Annotated in this window: 20 protein-coding genes and 1 pseudogene; 6 read left to right on the top strand and 15 right to left on the bottom strand. The window is 61.2% G+C overall.

The window, feature by feature from the left end:
- Positions 1-11: 11 nt before the first annotated feature.
- From CKW32_RS22395 to CKW32_RS22380, 4 genes are all read right to left on the bottom strand, one after another.
- Positions 12-494, bottom strand: a complete 483-nt coding sequence (locus CKW32_RS22395; RefSeq protein ID WP_032890598.1) for a copper chaperone PCu(A)C — start codon at positions 492-494, stop codon at positions 12-14.
- 47 nt (positions 495-541) lie between these two features.
- Positions 542-937 (bottom strand): DUF2946 domain-containing protein, encoded by a 396-nt coding sequence (locus CKW32_RS22390; protein ID WP_095186039.1) that lies wholly within the window; start codon positions 935-937, stop codon positions 542-544.
- 97 nt (positions 938-1,034) lie between these two features.
- Complete coding sequence (locus CKW32_RS22385; protein ID WP_032890601.1) at positions 1,035-1,325, bottom strand: addiction module antidote protein; 291 nt, start codon at positions 1,323-1,325, stop codon at positions 1,035-1,037.
- A 3-nt stretch (positions 1,326-1,328) separates the two neighbouring features.
- Positions 1,329-1,628, bottom strand: a complete 300-nt coding sequence (locus CKW32_RS22380) for a type II toxin-antitoxin system RelE/ParE family toxin (protein WP_032890654.1) — start codon at positions 1,626-1,628, stop codon at positions 1,329-1,331.
- Between the two features lie 521 nt (positions 1,629-2,149).
- Here CKW32_RS22380 and CKW32_RS22375 point away from each other — a divergent pair.
- A complete protein-coding gene (locus tag CKW32_RS22375; protein ID WP_032890602.1) occupies positions 2,150-2,401 on the top strand; it encodes a DUF6124 family protein in 252 nt (83 codons plus the stop codon).
- A 119-nt stretch (positions 2,402-2,520) separates the two neighbouring features.
- On the opposite strand, the gene CKW32_RS22370 is transcribed toward CKW32_RS22375, so the two are convergent.
- Both CKW32_RS22370 and cbiE read right to left on the bottom strand, forming a co-directional pair.
- A complete protein-coding gene (locus CKW32_RS22370) occupies positions 2,521-3,240 on the bottom strand; it encodes a cobalt-precorrin-6A reductase (RefSeq protein ID WP_095186038.1) in 720 nt (239 codons plus the stop codon).
- Complete coding sequence (gene cbiE, locus CKW32_RS22365; RefSeq protein ID WP_095186037.1) at positions 3,237-4,442, bottom strand: precorrin-6y C5,15-methyltransferase (decarboxylating) subunit CbiE; 1,206 nt, start codon at positions 4,440-4,442, stop codon at positions 3,237-3,239. Before cbiE ends, CKW32_RS22370 begins: the two co-directional genes overlap by 4 nt.
- A 95-nt stretch (positions 4,443-4,537) precedes the next feature.
- Between cbiE and cobG the strand changes: the two genes are divergently transcribed.
- The 5 genes from cobG to CKW32_RS22340 all read left to right on the top strand — a co-directional run bounded on the left by cobG (position 4,538) and on the right by CKW32_RS22340 (position 9,828).
- Positions 4,538-5,827 carry a precorrin-3B synthase gene (gene cobG / locus CKW32_RS22360; RefSeq protein WP_305885248.1) on the top strand — a complete coding sequence of 430 codons (1,290 nt, stop codon included), beginning with the start codon at positions 4,538-4,540 and terminating at the stop codon, positions 5,825-5,827.
- Complete coding sequence (locus CKW32_RS22355) at positions 5,820-6,446, top strand: precorrin-8X methylmutase (RefSeq protein ID WP_032890608.1); 627 nt, start codon at positions 5,820-5,822, stop codon at positions 6,444-6,446. The genes cobG and CKW32_RS22355 overlap by 8 nt, the downstream gene beginning before the upstream one ends.
- Entirely contained in the window at positions 6,446-7,177 is a 732-nt protein-coding gene (locus CKW32_RS22350) for a precorrin-2 C(20)-methyltransferase (RefSeq protein ID WP_032890609.1), read from the top strand. The genes CKW32_RS22355 and CKW32_RS22350 overlap by 1 nt, the downstream gene beginning before the upstream one ends.
- Entirely contained in the window at positions 7,177-8,814 is a 1,638-nt protein-coding gene (cobJ, locus tag CKW32_RS22345; protein ID WP_095186167.1) for a precorrin-3B C(17)-methyltransferase, read from the top strand. The genes CKW32_RS22350 and cobJ overlap by 1 nt, the downstream gene beginning before the upstream one ends.
- 234 nt (positions 8,815-9,048) lie before the next feature.
- Complete coding sequence (locus CKW32_RS22340; protein WP_095186035.1) at positions 9,049-9,828, top strand: hypothetical protein; 780 nt, start codon at positions 9,049-9,051, stop codon at positions 9,826-9,828.
- Here CKW32_RS22340 and CKW32_RS22335 read toward each other — a convergent pair.
- The 9 genes and pseudogenes from CKW32_RS22335 to CKW32_RS22295 form a co-directional block, all read right to left on the bottom strand.
- Positions 9,825-10,421, bottom strand: a complete 597-nt coding sequence (locus tag CKW32_RS22335) for a MarC family protein (RefSeq protein WP_032890615.1) — start codon at positions 10,419-10,421, stop codon at positions 9,825-9,827. The two genes, CKW32_RS22340 and CKW32_RS22335, sit on opposite strands and share 4 nt — an antisense overlap.
- A 166-nt stretch (positions 10,422-10,587) precedes the next feature.
- Positions 10,588-13,362 (bottom strand): hybrid sensor histidine kinase/response regulator, encoded by a 2,775-nt coding sequence (locus CKW32_RS22330; RefSeq protein ID WP_095186034.1) that lies wholly within the window; start codon positions 13,360-13,362, stop codon positions 10,588-10,590.
- Between the two features lie 101 nt (positions 13,363-13,463).
- A complete protein-coding gene (purD, locus tag CKW32_RS22325; protein WP_095186033.1) occupies positions 13,464-14,756 on the bottom strand; it encodes a phosphoribosylamine--glycine ligase in 1,293 nt (430 codons plus the stop codon).
- A gap of 177 nt (positions 14,757-14,933) precedes the next feature.
- Positions 14,934-16,541 carry a bifunctional phosphoribosylaminoimidazolecarboxamide formyltransferase/IMP cyclohydrolase gene (purH, locus tag CKW32_RS22320; RefSeq protein ID WP_032890621.1) on the bottom strand — a complete coding sequence of 536 codons (1,608 nt, stop codon included), beginning with the start codon at positions 16,539-16,541 and terminating at the stop codon, positions 14,934-14,936.
- 81 nt (positions 16,542-16,622) lie between these two features.
- Positions 16,623-16,943 carry a DNA-binding transcriptional regulator Fis gene (gene fis, locus CKW32_RS22315; RefSeq protein ID WP_032890623.1) on the bottom strand — a complete coding sequence of 107 codons (321 nt, stop codon included), beginning with the start codon at positions 16,941-16,943 and terminating at the stop codon, positions 16,623-16,625.
- Complete coding sequence (dusB, locus tag CKW32_RS22310; protein WP_017527884.1) at positions 16,940-17,953, bottom strand: tRNA dihydrouridine synthase DusB; 1,014 nt, start codon at positions 17,951-17,953, stop codon at positions 16,940-16,942. Before dusB ends, fis begins: the two co-directional genes overlap by 4 nt.
- 185 nt (positions 17,954-18,138) lie before the next feature.
- Positions 18,139-19,371: a DUF3426 domain-containing protein gene (locus tag CKW32_RS22305; protein ID WP_095186032.1), complete on the bottom strand. Its 1,233-nt coding sequence runs from the start codon at positions 19,369-19,371 to the stop codon at positions 18,139-18,141.
- Between the two features lie 30 nt (positions 19,372-19,401).
- Complete coding sequence (gene prmA / locus CKW32_RS22300; RefSeq protein ID WP_095186031.1) at positions 19,402-20,280, bottom strand: 50S ribosomal protein L11 methyltransferase; 879 nt, start codon at positions 20,278-20,280, stop codon at positions 19,402-19,404.
- Between the two features lie 277 nt (positions 20,281-20,557).
- Positions 20,558-20,799, bottom strand: a pseudogene (locus tag CKW32_RS22295) (acetyl-CoA carboxylase biotin carboxylase subunit); the annotation flags it as partial.

The following is a 20,799-nucleotide window of genomic DNA, read 5'->3' as shown; positions in this document are numbered from 1 at the left end:
CGAGTGTTGGCCTATTGAGCGTGTTTATGCTCGTGGCCGGCCATCGGCGGTACTTTCTGTACGGACACTTCCACCTCGACCTTGCCGGCTTTTTCAAAGGTCAGGATCAGGGGGAATTGCTTGCCATCGGCCAACAGGCTGCGGTCTTTGAGACCCAGCAGCATCACGTGATAGGCCATGGGCGCGAAGGTCAGGTCACCTTTGGCTGGCACGGTGACGCTCGGTACTTGTTGCATCTTCATCAAGTCACCCTGCATCACATGCTCATGCAACTCGGCCTTCTCGGCCACCGGCGTGGCGACGCCGACCAGGCGATCCGGCTCAGCACCGGTGTTGTGAATCACGAAATACGCAGCGACGGTGGGTGCATTGGGTGGCAATTCCTGGGACCAGGGATCGCTGACCAGCAAGTCGCCGGCTTTGTAGTCCTCGGCATTGGCGGCACTGAACACCGGCAGCAACAACGCGGCCAGAAGCAGGGAAGATTTGAGCATGGCAGTTCTCCAGAACGGTTCTAAACGCAGTTCACTTGCGAAGACAATCAGACCGTTGGAGACGCGCGGGGGTTGAGGCTCGGCCATTGCTGGCGCGGAGTGGGTTGCTGGGGCGAAGACGACGGCAGATTCTGGAACGCATCGAACCGCGTGACATACAACTGCGGCACATGCCCTGGCAAGGCCACCAACGGCGCCGAACCTGAGCAACACCAGCAATGCTGCATGGTGGAATGATCATCCTGCTGCGGCGCCGGAATCTCCAGCTTGCCCAGGGCGATGGTCTTGAGGCTTGCACCATTGGAAGAACAGAAACTGCCCCAGAGCAATTGCTTGACCGGGTCATCCGCCTGCTGCATCGCACTGGCCATCGGCATGGCAAACGCATTGAACAGCACTGCAAGGCAGGCGATCCAGGCAATTGCAAAGCGTTGACGGGCCATGGCGGACAATCCGTAGGGTTAAACGATCAGGCGGGTATTTAGCCTGATCGGTGGGGATAAGTAAAAAGCGGTGGTGTGGTTTGGTGTCGCAGTGCTATCAGATCGCTGTGGCGTGAAGCTTGAGGCCCAAAGCCTTCATGACTTTCATGATAGTCGCGAACTCGGGATTGCCATTGCTGGAGAGGGCTTTGTATAGACTTTCTCTTCCGAGGCCGGCGTCGCGGGCTACTTGGGTCATGCCTTGGGCGCGGGCGATATCGTTAAGAGCGGTACGAATCAATAGACCATCACCAGCATCATCCTCAAAGCAGGTCTCTAAATATGCAGCCATCTCCAGAGGGGTTTTCAGATATTTTGCCGCATCGAAGCGGGTAAAGGACTCGCTCATAATTTATTCCTCGCTACCAAAATTTATTGCGATTTGCTTTGCACGTTTGATGTCTCTGCTCTGTGTTGATTTGTCACCGCCGATTAGCAACAGATAAACCACCTCGTCTCGGCGGGTGAAGTAAACGCGATACCCTGGGCCGTAATGGATCCGCATTTCAAACACGCTATCCCCCACTGACTCGCAGTCACCAAAATTTCCGGCTTCAGCCATTCGCACTCTCTTGATTACGCGAACTTTTACGAACGGGTCCCGAACTGCTTCCAACCATTTGACAAACTCAGTGGTTTCATTGAACTCAATTGTCACGGATCGTATTCCTCAGGATACAAAATGGCAAGCTGTGACACGTTGTCGAAACGGCGTGCCCCCTCGCGGGGAGTTAACCCAAAACCGCGAGGGTGGAGGTTAGGGCGGGGGCTTTTGGCTGAGCCAGCCAGCTGGTTCGGAAGTGTTTGTAGGGGGAATCGACTTTTTGGAGGGAGGCCAAATAGCTAGTCGTTTGGCTGGTTATTCGTACAAGCAGAAATTTCCGACAGGGATTTGAGGTTGTCCCTAGGACACTCGGTCTCTAGTCTCCGCGCACCGCTGCAAACGCAGCGGACGGGCGTCGCGGCCCGGGTTCCTATGGACGCTGAGCGTCATCGTCTGCTTTCAGTTGGCGCTTTTTTATCGTCTACTGTGCGGCGCAATGGTGGCTGTGCGCGGGATACCTTCGGGTATGCCGGGTTGCCTTAGGACCGGTCCGCGAACCTGCGTACAGCTGCCACCCTATCGCGTCGCGGCGAATCAGTGGCAGCTCCACTTTCCTAAGGAGCTTCACAATGATCAAGCCCACCCCAAATCCCCCCGTCCGGCTCTTCACCGTGGCCGATGGCATCAGCACCGAAGACCTGTTGGTCAACCTCAGCGAAACACTCGCCTCGGCTAACGCGCTGAGTTGTGACTTGGCGTTTGATCTGGAAGGTCGAAAACGAGAGGAGTTGCTGGGCGTTGCGCAGTTGATTGAGCTGGCGCAGTTGTTGGCTGATCGTGTACACAGCGGCGTTGGGCAGGTATCAGCCGCAAGCAGCTAACAATGCAGTTCAAAATGTGGGAGGGGGCTTGCTCCCGATTGCGGTGTGTCAGTCACTGATTTATTGGCTGATCTACTGCAATCGGGAGCAAGCCCCCTCCCACATTTGAACTTCGGTGTTCAAGGCGAGTGGATTGCCTGCAGTACCGCCGCCACCGTTGGGAACTCCCTGTCCACCGCCGCCAATACCGGCCGCTTCAACACCAACACCGGCACTCCACGCTCGCGCGCCACTTCCAGCTTGGGCTCGGTGGCTGTGCTGCCACTGTTCTTGCTGATCAGCACATCAATCCCACGCCGTTCAAACAAAACCCGCTCGTCTTCAATCAAAAACGGTCCACGGGCGCCGATCACTTCACACCGCTCATTGCCCGGATACACATCCAGCGCGCGCAGCGTCCAGAACTGGTCGGCGGGGATTTCATCAAGATGCTGCAATGGCTCGCGGCCTAAGGTGAACAGCGGGCGCTTGAAGGGTTTCAACGCCGTAATCAACTCGGCCCAGTCACTGACCTCACGCCAATCGTCACCGGCCTGCGGTTGCCACGCCGGGCGACGTACTGCCCAGCACGGCACACCGCACACCTTTGCCGCCTCGGCGGCATTGCGGCTGATCTGCGCCGCATACGGATGGGTCGCGTCGAGGATCAGGCTGATCTGTTCGTCGCGAACAAATTGCGCCAATCCTTCGGCGCCGCCATAACCGCCGACACGCACTTGGCAGGTGAGATCCGTTGGCACACGGCCCACGCCCGCCAGGCTGTAAATATGCTCCGGGCCCAACGTGCGAGCGATGGCGAGCGCTTCGGTCACGCCACCCAACAGCAGAATCCGTTTCATCGCGGCTTGACCACTTCCAGCAAGGTGATCGGAAGCGCCTGCCGCCACGTATCGAATTCACCCAGCGGCTGGGCCTGAGCGACGTGGATGCGCGTCAGTTCGCCGCCATGTTGACCGCGCCAGTTCATCAGTGTCATTTCACTTTGCAGGGTCACGGCGTTGGCGACGAGCCGACCGCCGGGGCGCAGGTGTTGCCAGCAGGTGTCGAGCACGCCGTCGCGGGTGACACCGCCGCCGATGAAGATGGCGTCCGGTGCCTCCAGACCATGCAAGGCGTCCGGCGCTTTGCCGCGAATCAGTTGCAGACCGGGCACGCCGAGGGCGTCGCGGTTGTGTTCTATCAGGCCCTGGCGGCCTGCGTCGGCTTCAATCGCCAATGCGCGGCAGCTCGGGTGAGCGCGCATCCATTCGATACCGATGGAGCCGCTGCCCGCGCCTACGTCCCACAGCAGTTCGCCGGGCATCGGGGCGAGGCGGGCGAGGGTCATGGCGCGCACATCGCGTTTGGTCAGTTGGCCGTCGTGGTGGAAGGCGGAATCGGGCAGGCCAGCGATGCGCGACAGGCGCGGTGTGTCGCTGCAGGCCAGGCAGTCGATGGCGATCAGGTTCAAATCAGCGACGCGCGCGTGTTGCCAATCATCAGCCAAGCCATCGATGCGCCGCTCGTCGACACCGCCCAGGTGTTCAAACACGCTCAACCGGCTGGGCCCAAACCCGGACTCAGCCAGCAACGAAGCAATCAACGCAGGACTGCTGCCGTCATTGCTCAACACCAGCAACCGCACCCCCGTGGCCAGATGCGCATTGATCGCCGCCAACGGTCGGGCCACCACGGATAACGTCACCACTTCCTGCAACGGCCAGCCCAGCCGCGCTGCCGCCAACGACACCGACGACGGCGCCGGTAAAATCAGCAGTTCTTCAGCCGCGACCTGCCGCGCCAGACTGGCCCCCACGCCATAGAACATCGGATCGCCGCTGGCCAGCACACACACAGGCGTACCGCGCTGCGTCAGCACCGGCTCAAGGGAAAACGGGCTCGGCCACACTTGGCGCTCGCCGCGAATACACACCGGCAACAGGTCCAACTGGCGCTGAGCACCTATAATCCGCGTGGCGCGCAGCAGGGCATGCCGGGCATTTCTGCCCAGACCCTTGAAGCCGTCTTCACCGATGCCTACAACCGTCAGCCAGGGCGACATATCCATTCCTTGAGCGACATCCGACGGGCAGGCTTTTCATGCCGCCGGACAAAGCAGGCATAATACCGCGCCTTTACCTGTGAACCGGTAGCCCCGTGAACCCAACGCCCGCTCTGAATACCTTGCGCCCCTCGGCTTGTCCGGGGTTGCTGCGTATCGTCCAGGCCTTGGATGGCGGTATCTGCCGGATCAAATTGGCCGGTGGTTCGATCACCTCAGCACAAGCCGACGCTGTGGCGGATGCCGCCCAGGCCTATGCCGGCGGGGTGATCGAGGCGACCAACCGCGCCAATCTGCAAATACGCGGGATCGGCGCCGAGCAGGATGCGCTGATTGCCATGCTGCTGGCCGCAGGCCTCGGCCCGAGCAACGCCGCCGGTGACGATGTGCGCAATCTGATGCTCAGCCCCAGCGCCGGCATCGACCCGCAGATGCTGTTCGACACCCGCCCGCTGGCCGAGCAGATCCTCGCCACCCTGCAAAACCACCCGCGTTTCCATGAGTTGTCGGCCAAGTTCGCCGTGCAGTTGGATGGCGGTGAGGATCTGGCGATGCTCGAACATCATCACGATCTGTGGCTGTCGGCGTTCCTACGCGATGGCGAGACGCTGCTCGCGTTCGGTCTGGCCGGCTGTCCGGGCCTGGATGCGCCATTGGCAGCTGTGCCATTGGATCAGGGCCACGCGCTGGTGGTGGCCGTGCTGGAAGCCTTTCTCGACCTGGCCACCCCAGAACAAACACGCATGCGCCATTTGCCTGTGGATAACTTACTGAGCCATCTGCGCCTGCCGCTGCTGCCGATCGATGGCTTCAAACGCCCGCCCAGTGGCGCTTTACTGCACCTTGGCACTTATCCACAGCCTCAAAAAAATCAGTTCTATGTCGCTGCTATCGCGCCCTTGGGTCGCCTGGATTCGACGATGCTCAAGGGCGCCGCACAACTCGCCCGCGACTATGGCGACGGCACCTTGCGCTTCACCCCCTGGCAAGGCGTGCTGTTGCCCAACGTCGAAAAACCTCACGCCGTGACCGAGCGCTTGGCGCAGTTGGGCTTTCTTTGCACCATCGACCAACCGCTGGCGCGCCTGACCGCCTGCACCGGTTCCAGCGGCTGCGCCAAGGCCCTGGCCGATACCAAGGCCGATGCCCTGCAACTGGCTGCGCAGCAACTCGACCATGACGTGCACCTGACCGGCTGCTCGCGCTCCTGCGCCGCCGCGCACACTGCGCCGGTCACCTTGCTGGCGGTGAGCCCTGGCCACTACGACCTCTATTTTCGCGATGCAGCCCACCCAGGTTTCGGCCGGCTGCACGCGCGCACTCTTTCCATTGAAGCGGCGAGCGCCCTGTTGCGCGCTCGTCCACGGAGCAACACCGATGATTGATTACATCCGCGACGGTCAGGAGATCTATCGCAACTCCTTCGCCATTATTCGCGCGGAAGCCAAGTTGGACCGTATCCCGGCTGATTTGGAAAAACTCGCGGTGCGGGTGATTCATGCCTGCGGCATGGTCGACGCCATCGACGGCCTGCAATTCTCCGAAGGCGCCGGCAAGGCCGGGCGCGATGCGCTGGCCGCTGGCGCGCCGATTCTGTGTGATGCGCGGATGGTCTCCGAAGGCGTGACCCGCGCGCGCCTGCCGGCCAACAACGAGGTGATCTGCACCCTACGCGATGACAGCGTGCCGCAACTGGCGCGCGAGCTGGGCAACACCCGTTCCGCCGCTGCCCTGGAGCTGTGGCGCCCGCACCTGGAAGGCAGCGTGGTGGTGATCGGCAACGCGCCGACCGCGTTGTTCTACCTGCTGGAAATGCTCGACGCCGGCGCACCGAAACCGGCGTTGATCCTCGGTTTCCCCGTGGGTTTTGTCGGTGCTGCCGAATCCAAGGCGATGCTGGCCGCTGACAGCCGTGGTGTGCCGTTCGTGATCATGCAAGGCCGCCTGGGCGGCAGCGCCATGGCCGCTGCGGCGGTCAATGCACTCGCCACGGAGGTCGAATAATGCAGGCACGCGGACGTTTGATCGGCCTGGGCGTCGGCCCCGGCGACCCGGAGTTGATCACCCTCAAGGCCCTGCGCCTGCTGCGTGAATCGCCAGTGGTGGCGTACTTCGTCGCCAAGGGCAAGAAGGGCAACGCGTTCGGCATCATCGAGGACCACTTGGTGCCGCAACAGACCCTGATGCCGCTGGTGTACCCGGTGACCACCGAGGCACTGCCGGCGCCGCTGTCCTACGAGCAAGTGATCAGCGATTTCTACGACACCGCCAGCATCGACGTGGCCGCGCACCTGGACGCCGGCCGCGATGTGGCGGTGATCTGCGAAGGTGATCCGTTCTTCTACGGCTCCTACATGTACCTGCACGACCGTTTGGCCGAGCGCTACGAAGCGCAGGTCATTCCGGGGGTGTGCTCGATGCTCGGTGGCGCGTCCGTGCTGGGCGCGCCGTTGGTGTACCGCAACCAGAGCCTGTCGGTGCTCTCGGGTGTGCTGCCCCATGAAGACCTCAAGCGCCGCCTGGCGGATGCCGACGCGGCGGTGATCATGAAACTGGGCCGCAACTTCCCCAAGGTGCGCCAAGTGTTGGAAGAACTCGGCCTGGCCGAGCGCGCGTTGTATGTGGAGCGCGCCACCATGGCCAACCAGAAGATCGTGCCACTGGATCAGGTTGACCCGTCGTCCTCACCGTACTTCTCGCTGATCATCGTGCCCGGTGAACGGTGGCAAGGGTGATAAATCCGGCAATTGTCATCCTCGGCCAGGGCAGCCTGGCGACCGCGCGCAAGATCCAGCAGGTGTACCCCGGCGCAGTGATCCACGGCTTGGCCGGACGGGTTGAAGGTGCGGACCAGGCTTACAGCGAATTCGGCGCCACCTTGCGTCAGTTGTATCAGCAAGGCACGCCGCTGATTGCCCTGTGCGCCGCCGGTATCGTGATCCGCACCCTGGCGCCGCTGCTGCTGGAAAAAGGCGAAGAACCTGCCGTGCTGGCCGTGGCGGAAGATGGCAGCGCGGTGGTGCCGTTGCTCGGTGGCCTGGGCGGTGTGAACGTAATGGCGCGGGACATCGCGGCCGTACTCAACGTGGCGGCTGCAATCACCACCAGTGGTGAGCTGCGTTTCGGCACTTGTTTGCTCAACCCGCCTGCGGGTTATGAACTGGCGGATCTGGAGCTGGGCAAGCGCTTCGTGTCCGACCTGCTGGCCGGCGAACGCGTGCGTATCGAAGGCGCGGCGCCGTGGCTGGATCAAGCGAATTTGCCGCAAGACCAGCAAGCCCGTTTGGCGATTCACGTGGGCACTGCCGAGCGCGTGCCGGCGGCCAATGAATTGCTGATCTATCCGAAGACGGTATCTGTCACCTGCAAGCCGGGTGCGGATTTGGCTGCGCGAGTGCGAGGGGCTTTGCATGATGCCGGCATCGCCGTGCAATCCCTGGCGTGCCTGCTGGCCAGCGACACGCAGATGGCCGAGGCGTCGCTGCATGAAGCCGCATCGGCATTGGGAGTGCCGTTGCGTTTCAGCAGCGTTATCCAGGATGCCGACATCGTGATTGACGTTGCCGAGCAGCCGTTGGACCTGTCGCGCGTTGGTCGCCCGCGTGGCCGCCTTGCCGTGATCGGCCTGGGCCCCGGCGCCGCCGAATTGATGGTGCCGGCGGTGAAAGCCGAACTGGCACGTTGCACCGATGTGCTGGGCTATGAAACCTACGTGCGCATGGCCGGGCCATTTCGCGCCGATCAGGTTCAGCACTGCTCCGACAATCGCGAAGAAATGCAGCGCGCGCGCCATGCCTTCGAGCTGGCCGCCCAAGGGCGTTCGGTGGTGGTGGTGTCGTCCGGTGACCCTGGCGTGTTCGCCATGGCGGCGGCGGTGATCGAGGCGTTGCACGAGTCCAGCGATCCGGCCTGGCATCAGGTCGACCTGGAGATCCTGCCCGGTGTCTCGGCCTCTCTGGCCACCGCAGCTCAGGCGGGTGCGCCGTTGGGCCATGATTTCTGCGTCATGTCGCTGTCGGACAACCTCAAGCCGTGGTCGATCATCGAGAAGCGCCTGGATCTGGCTTCCCAGGCCGACCTGGCCCTGGCGTTCTATAACCCGATCTCGCGGTCACGCCCGTGGCAGTTGGGCCGCGCCCTGGAAATCGTCGCGCTGCACCGTACGCCGCAAACACCGGTGGTGCTGGGCCGCGATATCGGCCGGCCGGGCCAGACATTGCGTGTCACCACCCTTGGGCAACTCACGCCTGACCAAGTGGACATGCGCACCATGGTGCTGATCGGCTCGTCCACCACCTGCACATTCCCCCGTGCCGGTGGTGGTGAGTGGGTATATACGCCTCGCTGGTACGGCGAAAAACCCGTCTCCTGAAACGGCCTGTTGGCTGCTGGAAAGCTCCGAATGACGCAGTGATTGTTCTGCTGTTGTTCGGGGCTTTTTCTTTTTTACACGAGGAAAAACCGAGCGCTCACGGGGCCCCCGCGTGATTGCTGGGGTGGGTTGGTTGGCGCGTCTGGCCAAGGGATGTTTGTCGTCTGGAAAGCCCATCGCCCCCTGGACTAGTGTTCAAGCAAGCCCCATGTGGGGTGCTTGTGGAGAACTGAAATGGAGCGACAACACAAAAGGATCAACAGTACGAAAAGGCGCAAGTTGATCGCCGCCTACAAACTGCCGGGTGCGCCGGGCAAGCAGCCGTCCCTGGCGATCAATGCCGAGGATGATTGCAACGCTGCCGTGGTGAACAACAGCGTCATGTCGTTTGCCGAGGGGCTGTCCGGCCTGAGCCGGGAATACATCCGCAAAAGCTATTTGTTGGCCAGCAGCTACGTCAGCGATGTATTGAAGATTCACCGAGGTACCGAGGCCTGGTACGACGAATTTATCAAGGTGATGATCAGCCTGGGTTGGCTGCCGGTGCGCAGCCGTTTCGAGCGGGTCTCACATTCGGGCAAGGGTTTGTCGGTGCAGTTGGCGGCCCTGAATATCATCGCCACGATGCTGGCATCGATGTCGGTTTCGGGGCCATTGATCACGGCGCTGCCTAAACTGGCGGCCGATGCGTTGGAGGCCATGAAGCAACAACCGGCGTCCTTTGAGCTGTTCAAACGCAACAGTACGGTGCACCAGGGCGGTGATTTCGGCCTGGCGTCCTGCGTAGAAGCGGACGGCGAATTGACAATGGTGCTGGTGACTTACAGCACTCAGAGCGTGAGTAAGCAGGTGGGGTTGCCGTTCCTTGAATGGGACAGCTCCTCGGTCGAGGCCTTCAGCGGGCAAACCTGCCTGGTGCTGAATACCTCGGTGGTCAACGAAAAAACCATCCAATTAATGCGCGAGAGTGCGGGCGACAAAGTGCAGTTGGCAATTGCCAAGTACCGGATTTAGGGCACCAGATAACCACGCACGCCGGTAAAGATAATTTGCGCGGCGAGGGCGCACACGAACAACCCCATCAACCGGCTGACAATCTGCAAGCCCTGGTCACCGAGAATGCGTTCAATACGGTTGGACAGGTACAGCACCACGCCAACGGTGAAGCTGGCCAGGGCGATGCTGAGGATGGCAGTGATCTTGTCATCCCAATGGGGCTGGCTGACGCCCATCACCAGCAACGCACCGATAGTGCCGGGGCCGACGGTGAGGGGAATGGTCAGCGGCACGATGGTCACGTCCTGCTGCACGTTGTCGGTCTGCACCGCTGACTTGCCTTGGGCCATGCCCAGGGCCGAAATAAACAACACACTGCCGGCACCGATGCGAAACGCATCCACGGTGATGCCGAACACACTGAAAATCACCCGGCCGAACAGATAGAGCAATACGCTCGACACCAGGGTCGCCAGCGCCACTTTCCAGGCCAGGCGTCGGCGTTCTTTGCTGGAGTAGCCACGGGTCAGGCTGATAAAGCAGGACAGCACGAAGAACGGGCTGTAGAGCACCAGCATTTTCAGGTAGACGCTGAATAACACGTGGAGCATGGGGAGTGGCTCGCGGCAGGAAAAGTGGGGGGAGAGTCTATCAGGCGATAGGCTTCAAATGTGGGAGGGGGCTTGCTCCCGATGGCGGTGTAACAGTCAGATTACCTGTCACTGAACCACCGCCATCGGGGGCAAGCCCCCACCTACATTGGCATTGCATTCCAGATCATGAAACCGTGCTGTGTTCCGCCCGCTGCTGACGCTGTGCCACCCAAAACTCCACCAGCTCACGCAGCTGCGACAATTCCACCGGCTTGGCCATATGCCCATCCATCCCTGCCTGGCGTGCGCGTTCTTTGTGTTCCGAGAGGATATGAGCCGTGAGCGCCACTACCGGTGTGCGAATGCGCTGGTGGCTGACTTCCCACGCACGCAGCTGCTGGGTGGCCGAGAAGCCATCGAGGACCGGCATTTCACAGTCCATCAACACCAGGTCGTAGCGCTGGGCCTTCATCGCTTCCAGCGCTTCTTCGCCGTTGCTGGCGGTGTCCGGGTTGAGGTTGAGTTTGCCGAGCATGCCGCGAATCACTTTGGTTGAAATGCTGTTGTCTTCGGCCACCAGGATTTTGAAATCGCTCGGTACGATCACCGCAGCCGGGGCATTCAACACTGGGCGAGGTTGCACGCCGCCTTTGCTGCGTTGAGTCAGTTCATCGGCCAGGGTGGTCTTGAGCGTGTAGCCGGCGACCGGCTTGGCGAGGATGCGTTTGATCCCACAGTTGCGCGCGATGACCTTGCTTGGCGCGTTGCTGATGCCGGTGAGCATAATCAGCAGAATGTCGTGATTCAGGCTCGGGTCTTCCTTGATCTTCGCCGCCAGTTGCATGCCGGTCATGCCGGGCATGTTCTGGTCCAGCAGCACCACGTCGAAGTAATCACGCAGGTGCGCCTTGGTGCGCAGCAATGCCAGGGCTTCCTTGCCCGATGGCACCGCGCTGACGTTCAGGCCCCAGGCCGTGCACTGCTGCACCAGCACTTTGCGGCAGGTGTCGTTGTCGTCCACCACCAACACGCGCGCGCCCTTGAGCGGGCCATCGAGGTCGGAGGTAGGGTGTTCCAGGCGTTCCGGGTCCAGCGGCAGGGTCAGCCACAACGTGCTGCCTTGATGGCTGCCACTCTTGATGCCGAATTCGCCGTTCATCAGCATGATCAGTTGGCGTGCGATCACCAGGCCCAAGTGGCCGCTCAGGCGAGTGGCCGAGAGGAAGTTCTTGCTGTGCAGTTCGCTGTGCAGCAGCGCGTCGCGCTCGGCGGCCTCCATCGGCAGGCCGCTGTCCTGCACGGCAATGCGCAGGCGTGGCTTGGTGCTGCGGTCGTCCAGGGCAACGACGATCAGCACTTCGCCTTCATCGGTCTTGTGCAGGGCGTTTTCCAGCAGGCTCAGCAGCGCCTGGCGCAGGCGTGTGGGGTCACCGCTGATGACGCGCGGCACTTGGGGCTGGATAAAGCTGATCAACTCGACATTCTGCTGCTCGGCCTTGGCGCGGAAGATGCTCAGGCAGTCATCAATCAGGGCATTGAGATCGAACTGCACGTCATCCAACTCGATCTGGCCGGATTCGAGCTTGGAGATATCGAGGATTTCGTTGATCAGTGTGAGCAACTCGTTGCCGGCGCTGTGGATGGTCTGCACGTAGTCGCGCTGCTTCACCGACAACGGCGTGCCCAGCAGCAACTCGGTCATGCCCAGCACGCCGTTCATGGGGGTACGGATTTCGTGGCTGATCTTGGCCAGGAACTCGGCCTTGGCGGCAATCTCGGCGTTGCTGGCGGCCAGGTCGCGACTGAGGCTGAAGCGAGCCTCAACAATCGCGCGCTGGCGCTCGCCCATGGCCAGGCTCATCAACAGGCCACTGAGGCAGATAAATGCCAGCAGCGTGATGATCAACCCCTGGGGCGACACCATCGTCAGACCCAGCAACGCGGGGAGGATGATCAGCGTGCCGATGTTGAACACCACCATGCCGGCTACGAACAAGCGTGCCGGGCGGTAGCCTTTCTGCCAGTGATATGACGAGACAAACAGCATGCTCAGGCCCGCCAACGCCACCAGCGCGTAGGTCATGATGTTCAGCGGCAGTGTGTTGACGAACAACAACAGCAGGCCACACAGCACGATAAACAGGATATCGGCCATCAACAATTTGTTTAGCGGGTGTGGACCCAGGGGCGTGAAGAAACGATAGGCGAACATCAGCCCGCACGGTGCGGTCAGCAGCAGGGCCAGGTAGGCGCCAGGGGTCTGAATCCCGTGCCAATTCGGCAGCCATGGGCCCACCAGGTTGAGCAGCAGCGCCAGGCTGAGCATCAACAACAGTTCGGATGCTGCCAGCCATAGACTGCTGCGCGAGCGGTGGTAAGCGAAGCGTGTGAGGTTGTGCAGGATCAGCATCAACAGACAGCCGAACAACAGGCCGTAGATCAGCGTCTGGGTCTGGTCGGCGGCGACCAGCACGGCCGGTTCCAGGGTGATATAGGGGCGAAGTTCGTGTTCCGACACCAGACGCAGGTAGACCTCAAGAGGTTTCTGGCTCTGGGGCATCGGTAGCATGAAGTCGCTGCTGGGTAACGGGCGTTCCGACTGGGGCTGGCGGGTGCCGGTGCTTTGTTGCTCGACCAGTGTGTCGCCGTCCAGCACGTAGAGGCTCAGGTGCGACAGGTCCGGAGCGAATATCCGCAGCACTTGTTCGTGCTTGCCGGGTTGCAGCTTGAACCGCACCCACAACGCACCGTCCGGCTGCGCAGCAGTAACGCGGTCCAGTTCGATGGGGCTGAATTGATTGGTGTAGCGGGGCGAACGGATGTCGCTCAGTTGCAGGTCGGCCTGTTCATCAAGCAATACTGCCCAGCCACTGCCTTGCGCGGCGGCCTGGGCCGGGAGCAAGCAGAGCAGCGTCAGCAGACTGACAGTGAAACCTATGGCGATCCTGAGCCAGCGCACGGCGAAATCCCTTCGTAGGTTGATGCACGGTTAACTATGCGCGGGGCAGCCTTATACGGCAAGGGCCTTGGGCCCTTGCCTAACCGAACGGATAGCTAGTGTTACTGGGTTTCGCCACGCTCGCGGGCAATGGCGCGGTAGCCGATGTCCGTGCGATAGAAGCAACCTTTCCAGTCGATCTTCTTGGCCAGTGCATAAGCCTGTTGCTGCGCAGCGTCGACACTGGCACCCATTGCCGTGGCGCACAGTACACGGCCACCGGCGGTCACTACCTTGCCATCCTTGAGCGCGGTGCCCGCATGGAACACCTTGCCTTCCAGCGTAGCGGCAGCGTCGAGGCCTTCAATCACATCGCCCTTGGCGTAGTCGGCAGGGTAACCGCCGGCCGCGAGCACAATGCCAACGCTCGGGCGTGGATCCCATTGTGCTTCAACCTTGTCCAGGGCTTGAGCCAGGGCGGCTTCCACCAGCAGCACCAGGCTCGATTGCAGGCGCAGCATCACCGGTTGGGTTTCCGGATCGCCGAAGCGGCAGTTGAACTCGATGACTTTCGGGTTACCGGCCTTGTCGATCATCAGACCGGCGTAGAGGAAACCGGTGTAGACATTGCCTTCATCGGCCATGCCACGCACGGTCGGCCAGATCACCAGGTCCATCACGCGTTGATGCACTTCGCTGGTGACCACTGGGGCAGGGGAGTAGGCGCCCATGCCGCCGGTGTTCGGACCGCTGTCGCCGTCGCCGACGCGCTTGTGATCCTGGCTGGTGGCCATCGGCAGTACGTTCTTGCCATCGACCATCACGATAAAGCTGGCTTCTTCGCCGTCGAGGAATTCCTCGATGACAACGCGCGAACCGGCGTCACCAAAGGCGTTACCGGCGAGCATGTCGCGCACGGCGTCTTCGGCTTCCTGCAGGGTCATGGCGACAATCACGCCTTTACCGGCGGCCAGGCCATCGGCCTTGATCACGATTGGCGCACCTTTTTCACGCAGGTAAGCCAGGGCCGGCTCGATCTCGGTGAAGTTCTGGTAGTCGGCGGTCGGGATTTTGTGGCGTGCCAGGAAATCCTTGGTGAAGGCTTTGGAACCTTCCAACTGGGCAGCGCCAGCGGTAGGGCCGAAGCAGTCCAGGCCACGGCTGCGGAACAGGTCCACAACACCGGCGACCAGAGGGACTTCCGGACCGACGATGGTCAGGGAGACGTTTTTCTCGGCGAAGTCGGCCAGTTGCTCAAGGGCTAGCACGTCGATGGCGACGTTTTCGCACTTGGCTTCAATGGCGGTACCGGCGTTGCCGGGTGCTACGAAAACTTTCTGGACACGTGGGTCCTGGGCAACTTTCCAGGCCAGGGCGTGTTCACGGCCACCGCTGCCAATGATCAAAACATTCATTTCAAAAACCTCTGTGAAACGCTGTGCTTTCTGTAGGAGCGAGGGTGACGCTTAGTTCTTGCTCGCGAAGATCGTCAACGATAACGGGGGGCATCTGACTCCCCGTGGCGTTCTCGGGCTTTTCGCGAGCAAGAACTAGGCGTCCCGCTCGCTCCTACAGTAGGAAAGCAGTGGTGTTTAGTGACGGAAGTGGCGCATGCCGGTGAAGACCATGGCGATGCCAGCTTCATCAGCAGCGGCGATAACCTCTGCGTCGCGCATCGAGCCGCCCGGTTGGATAACGGCGGTTACGCCGGCCTTGGCTGCATTGTCCAAGCCGTCACGGAACGGGAAGAACGCATCGGATGCCATCACCGAACCTACAACCTGCAAACCAGCGTGCTCAGCCTTGATCGCGGCGATACGCGCCGAGTTCACGCGGCTCATCTGGCCGGCGCCGACACCGATGGTCTGACGGTTCTTGGCGTAGACGATGGCGTTGGATTTAACGTATTTGGCGACTTTCCAGGCGAAGATCAGGTCGTTGATCTCTTGCTCGGTGGGGGCGCGCTTGGTCACCACTTTCAGGTCTTCGCTGCCGATCATGCCGATGTCGCGGCTCTGTACCAGCAAGCCGCCATTGACGCGCTTGTAGTCCCAGGCTGCGGCGCGGTCAGCCGACCACTCACCGCAGGCCAACAGACGCACGTTAGCTTTGGCAGCCACAATGGCGCGGGCTTCTTCGCTGACGGAAGGGGCGATGATGACTTCAACGAACTGACGCTCGACGATGGCCTTGGCGGTCTCGGCGTCCAGCTCACGGTTGAAGGCAATGATGCCGCCGAACGCCGACTCGGTGTCGGTGGCGTAGGCCAGTTCGTACGCCTGGCGGATGCCGCCTTCGGCGTCCGGGCTCACGGCCACGCCACATGGGTTGGCGTGCTTGACGATCACGCAGGCCGGCTTGACGAAGCTCTTCACGCATTCCAGCGCGGCGTCTGTGTCGGCCACGTTGTTGTAGGACAGTTCTTTGCCTTGCAGTTGGGTCGCAGTGGCGATACCCACTTCGGCAGGTTTGGCTTCCACGTAGAACGCCGCGCTCTGGTGCGGGTTCTCGCCGTAGCGCATTTCCTGGGCCTTGATGAACTGGCTGTTGAAGGTGCGCGGGAACTGGCTGCGGCCTTCTGTGCTCAAGGTCTCGGCGGCCTGGTTCACGGTGCCCATGTAGTTGGCGATCATGCCGTCGTAGGCGGCGGTGTGTTCGAACGCCTTGAGCATCAGGTCGAAGCGCTGGGCGTAGGTCAGGCCGCCGGCTTTCAGGCTTTCCAGTACTTGGGCGTAGTCACCGGCGTTCACCACGATGGCCACGTCTTTGTGGTTCTTGGCTGCCGAACGAACCATGGTTGGGCCGCCGATATCGATGTTCTCGATGGCGGTCGGCAGGTCGCAGCCTGGCTTGTTGATGGTGGCTTCGAACGGGTAGAGGTTAACCGCTACCAGGTCAATCGGCTTGATGCCGTGCTCGGTCATGATGGCGTCGTCGATGCCGCGACGGCCGAGGATGCCGCCGTGGATTTTCGGATGCAGGGTCTTGACCCGACCGTCCATCATTTCTGCGAAACCGGTGTAGTCCGCGACTTCTACTGCGGCCACGCCGTTGTCCTGCAGCAGTTTGAAGGTCCCGCCTGTGGAGAGGATTTCCACGCCCAGGGCTTCCAGCTCCCGGGCAAATTCGAGGATCCCGGTCTTGTCGGAGACACTGATCAAGGCGCGGCGGATCGGCAGGCGGGTAGTCTGGTCGGTCATTTCAATTTCCATCAAAAGCAAAGGAGTCAGCAAAAAAGGCGACCGGTTTTACGCGGGCGCCTTTCTGGTTGGATTGAATGCTTACAGCAAATCGTATTGTTTGAGCTTTTTACGCAGAGTGCCACGGTTGAGGCCCAGCAGCTCACTGGCTTTGGTCTGGTTGCCCTTGACGTAGTTCATCACGCATTCGAGCAAGGGCGCCTCGACTTCGGAGAGCACCAGGTTGTACACATCCGTGACGGAAGCGCCCTCAAGGTGGGCGAAATAATTATGCAGCGCCTTCTCGACACTCCCGCGAAGGGTCTGGCCTTCTTCGCTCGGCGTGTTGAGGTGCTGTTTCAAATTGACGTTGTCGCTCACGGGTGTTGTTCCACTCACTAAAGTCTCGGTCATCATCGTCATGCGGCCACCCCTTCTCCGTCCCCTGCTCTCAGGCTCTTGTCTCGCTCGGCAAAAAACTCACGAACGGCGGTGACCTGTGCTTGCGTTTCATCCAAACGATTGAACCCGGCGCGAAACTCCCTGGCGCCCGGCAGGGTTGCGAGATACCAACCCACATGCTTGCGAGCAATGCGCACGCCCATCACGTCTCCATAGAAGGTGTGAAGTGCAGCCAGATGCTCAAGCAGAATACGTTCCACCTCGACCAACTCCGGCGCAGGCAAGACTTCACCGGTACGCAGAAAATGTTCGATCTCACGAAAAATCCATGGACGCCCCTGGGCGGCCCGGCCAATCAACAAACCATCGGCACCGGTGGCGTGCAGCACGCGCCGGGCTTTTTCGGCTGAGTCGATGTCGCCATTGGCAAACACGGGCATCGACACTGCCTGCTTGATTGCGGCGATGGTGTCGTACTCGGCTTCACCGGTGTATAGATCGGCGCGTGTGCGGCCATGCACTGCCAGCGCTGTAATGCCTGCCTGTTCGGCGATCTTCGCCACCGTCAGGCCGTTTTTGTTGTCCCGGTCCCAGCCGGTACGAATCTTCAGGGTTACCGGCACATCCACTGCGGCGACAACGGCCTGCAGGATCTCGGCAACCAACTGCTCATCTTTCAATAGTGCGGAACCGGCGGCCTTGTTGCAGACCTTCTTGGCCGGGCAGCCCATGTTGATGTCGATAATCTGTGCGCCCAACTCCACATTGGCTCGGGCCGCATCCGCCAGCATCTGCGCATCACCGCCGGCGATCTGTACCGAGCGGGGCTCGGGATCACCTTCGTGGATCATGCGCATCCGCGATTTGCGGGTGTTCCACAAGCTCATGTCGCTGGTGACCATTTCCGAGACTACAAGACCCGCGCCCAAACGCTTGCACAGCTGACGAAAGGGCTGGTCGGTGACGCCCGCCATTGGGGCGAGGATCAAGCCGTTCTGCAATGTATATGGGCCGATGCGTACCGCCGACATAGGACTTCCCTGTTGTGGGGCCGGATCATTAGAGTTCGAAAAAGGGTTGGCATGATACCCGCTCTCGATGACTGGATAAAGGCTGGATTGGATAAAATCTGAACAGTTATTTCTTTATCGCCACCGGTTTGGATGCGCGGCGCCGAGTCAATAATCCACCGTCAAGCTTCGGCGCATGGGTCGCCTCACTCGGGCGAGTGGAAGCTCAGGCTGTAATTCACGGCTTTGTTGCCCGGATCAAGGATGTCCAAGGAGATATGGATCGGGGTCTGAGATGGCATTTCGCTAACACCGGCCAACTCGCCGCTGAGGTATTCGGCGGGTTTGAAGCGACGACTGGCAATCAGGCTGCCATTGAGGTCGGCAAAACGCAGCTCCAGCAGCGGAAAGGGCTGGGAGAACGTCGCGCGGTTATAGATGATCGCATCCACCACCAGCGCTCCCGCGAATTCCGGGTGGCTGCGCACCACCAGGTTGCTGCTCTTAATATGGGCGATATCGACCCGTGACGGCACCGTGCAGCCCAGTGTGGGGCACAGTTGCTGGAACCATGGGCGGTAAGCGTCCTGGCGGGCCAGGTCGTCGAATTGGTAGGCGATGTACTGGCCTGCCAGACCGGCCGCGGCGATCAGCACCAGCAGCATCCAGATCAGGCGGCGGCCCAAGCCCTGCGGGCGTTTTTGCGCATACAGGTGCAGCGGATCGTCTTCGAGGTCCTGAAGCAGGTTGTCGTGAACGCCGGCCTCGGGGCGTGGGCGTTTGCGGCGAAACTGGGGGCGCTCTTCGGGTTCCGGTTCGTCCGCTGACTGGGTGAGCGGGGTGAACGGTGGGTCGATGTCGTCATCATCAGGCGAAGCGCGCAACGGCGTTTCGTCGTCGATATTATCGATGTGATGCGACATGGACGGTTCGGTGCGCTGCTTGGTTGCTGGGACTTTGGTCGATTCCGGCTCGTCTTCCGAGACGTTGGTGCGCTCTTCAGGCGGCTCGCTGAACAGGCTGGCGGCCCATTTTTCTTCTTCGGCCTTGACGGTCTCGCGGCTGGCGCTGAGGGCGTCTTCTTTCTGCCTGCGCTCGGCACCCGGTTGGCGACGCTCCGCGCCCACGGGCAGCGTGTGCTGAATCTCGCGGCGCTCCAGCTTGGCCAGTTCTTCGTCCAGGTCCAGATTGTCGAGGTCCAGCTCTTCGGCGGTCCATTGCTTTTGGCTGATGGCGCGCGGTGCCTCAGGGGGCAGCGCGATCACCGGTTGTTCAGGCTCCGGCGCATGGGCGCGCTGCTCCAGCAACTGGCGAGCCGCGTTGAACACTTGCAGGCACGAGCCGCAGCGCACCACGCCACGGGCCACGCTCAATTGAGCGTGGTTGACGCGAAAGCGTGTTTGGCAATGCGGGCACTGGGTGACGAAACTGTCGGTCATGCGGCCATCCGATTCAGGCAAGCGCTCATTCTAGCGCCGACGCCCGCTGATGCGTACCCAGCCATCGCGGTTAGCGATCGGATCCAGCTCGAAATCCTGGGCATAGGCGGCAGCGACATCTTCGCCTTGCTCGGCAAGGATGCCCGACAGCGCCAGACGCCCACCCGGCTTAACCAGGCTCGACAGTTGCGGTGCCAGGGAAACCAGCGGCCCGGCGAGGATATTCGCCACCAGCACATCGGCCTGCACCTGGGGCAGGTCTTCAGGCAGGTAGAGCGGGAATTTGCCTTCAGGAATGTTGTTGCGCCCGGCGTTATCGCGGGAGGCTTCCAGAGCCTGCACGTCGATATCGGTGCCCACGGCTTCCTTGGCGCCCAGCAGCAGGGCGGCAATCGCCAGGATCCCCGAGCCGCAGCCGAAGTCCAGCACGTTGCTGTCGGTCAAGTCCTGGCCGTCGAGCCATTCCAGGCACAGTGCGGTGGTGGGGTGGGTGCCGGTGCCGAACGCTAGGCCGGGGTCGAGCAGCAGGTTGACCGCGTCAGGCACTGGGGCGGCATGCCAGCTCGGCACGATCCACAGACGCTGACCGAAACGCATCGGCTGGAAGTTATCCATCCAGCTGCGCTCCCAGTCCTGGTCTTCGATCACTTCGCTGTGATGCTCAGGCAGCGGGCCGCCGGTGAGCAGTTCCATATGGGCCAGCACGGCAGCGGCATCGGTGCCGTCTTCGAACAGGGCCAGCAGGTGAGTGTGGGACCACAGCGGGGTGGTGTTGAGTTCCGGTTCGAAGATCGGTTGGTCTTCGGCGTCCATGAAGGTCACCGAGACGGCGCCCACTTCGAGGAAAGCGTCTTCGTAGGTTTCGGCTTGTTCTGGGCTGATGGCGAGACGGACTTGCAGCCAAGGCATGGCGGGCACCTTTGAAAAAATGAGTGTGCGACGAGCGAGGTCGCGAAAGCGCGCAAGTTTACGCGAGCGAACAGCATAAGACGACATTACTGAGTGAATGCGGACCAAATGTGGGAGGGGGCTTGCTCCCGATTGCAGTGTGCCGGCCTCAGTATCTGTAACTGATCCACCGCTATCGGGAGCAAGCCCCCTCCCACATTTGGACTGTATGCATCCTGGAAAACAGGTGTGCAGAAACAACAAAACCGCCCGAAGGCGGTTTTGTTGGGTGGAGCACTTACTGGTTGGCCAGTTTGTGTTCCAGGTAGTGAATGTTCACACCACCTTCGCAGAAGCCTTCATCACGAACCAGGTCCCGATGCAGCGGGATGTTGGTCTTGATGCCGTCGACTACGATTTCGTCCAGGGCGTTACGCATACGGGCCATGGCCTCGTCGCGGGTGGCGCCCCAGGTGATCAGCTTGCCGATCAGCGAGTCGTAGTTGGACGGAACCTTGTAGCCGCTGTACAGGTGCGAAT

The sequence above is a fragment of the Pseudomonas sp. Irchel 3H9 genome (genome assembly GCF_900187495.1).
Taxonomy (GTDB): Bacteria; Pseudomonadota; Gammaproteobacteria; order Pseudomonadales; family Pseudomonadaceae; genus Aquipseudomonas; species Aquipseudomonas sivasensis.
Note: the sequence above shows the minus strand (reverse complement) of the source record. Positions and strands in the feature narration are given on the sequence as shown.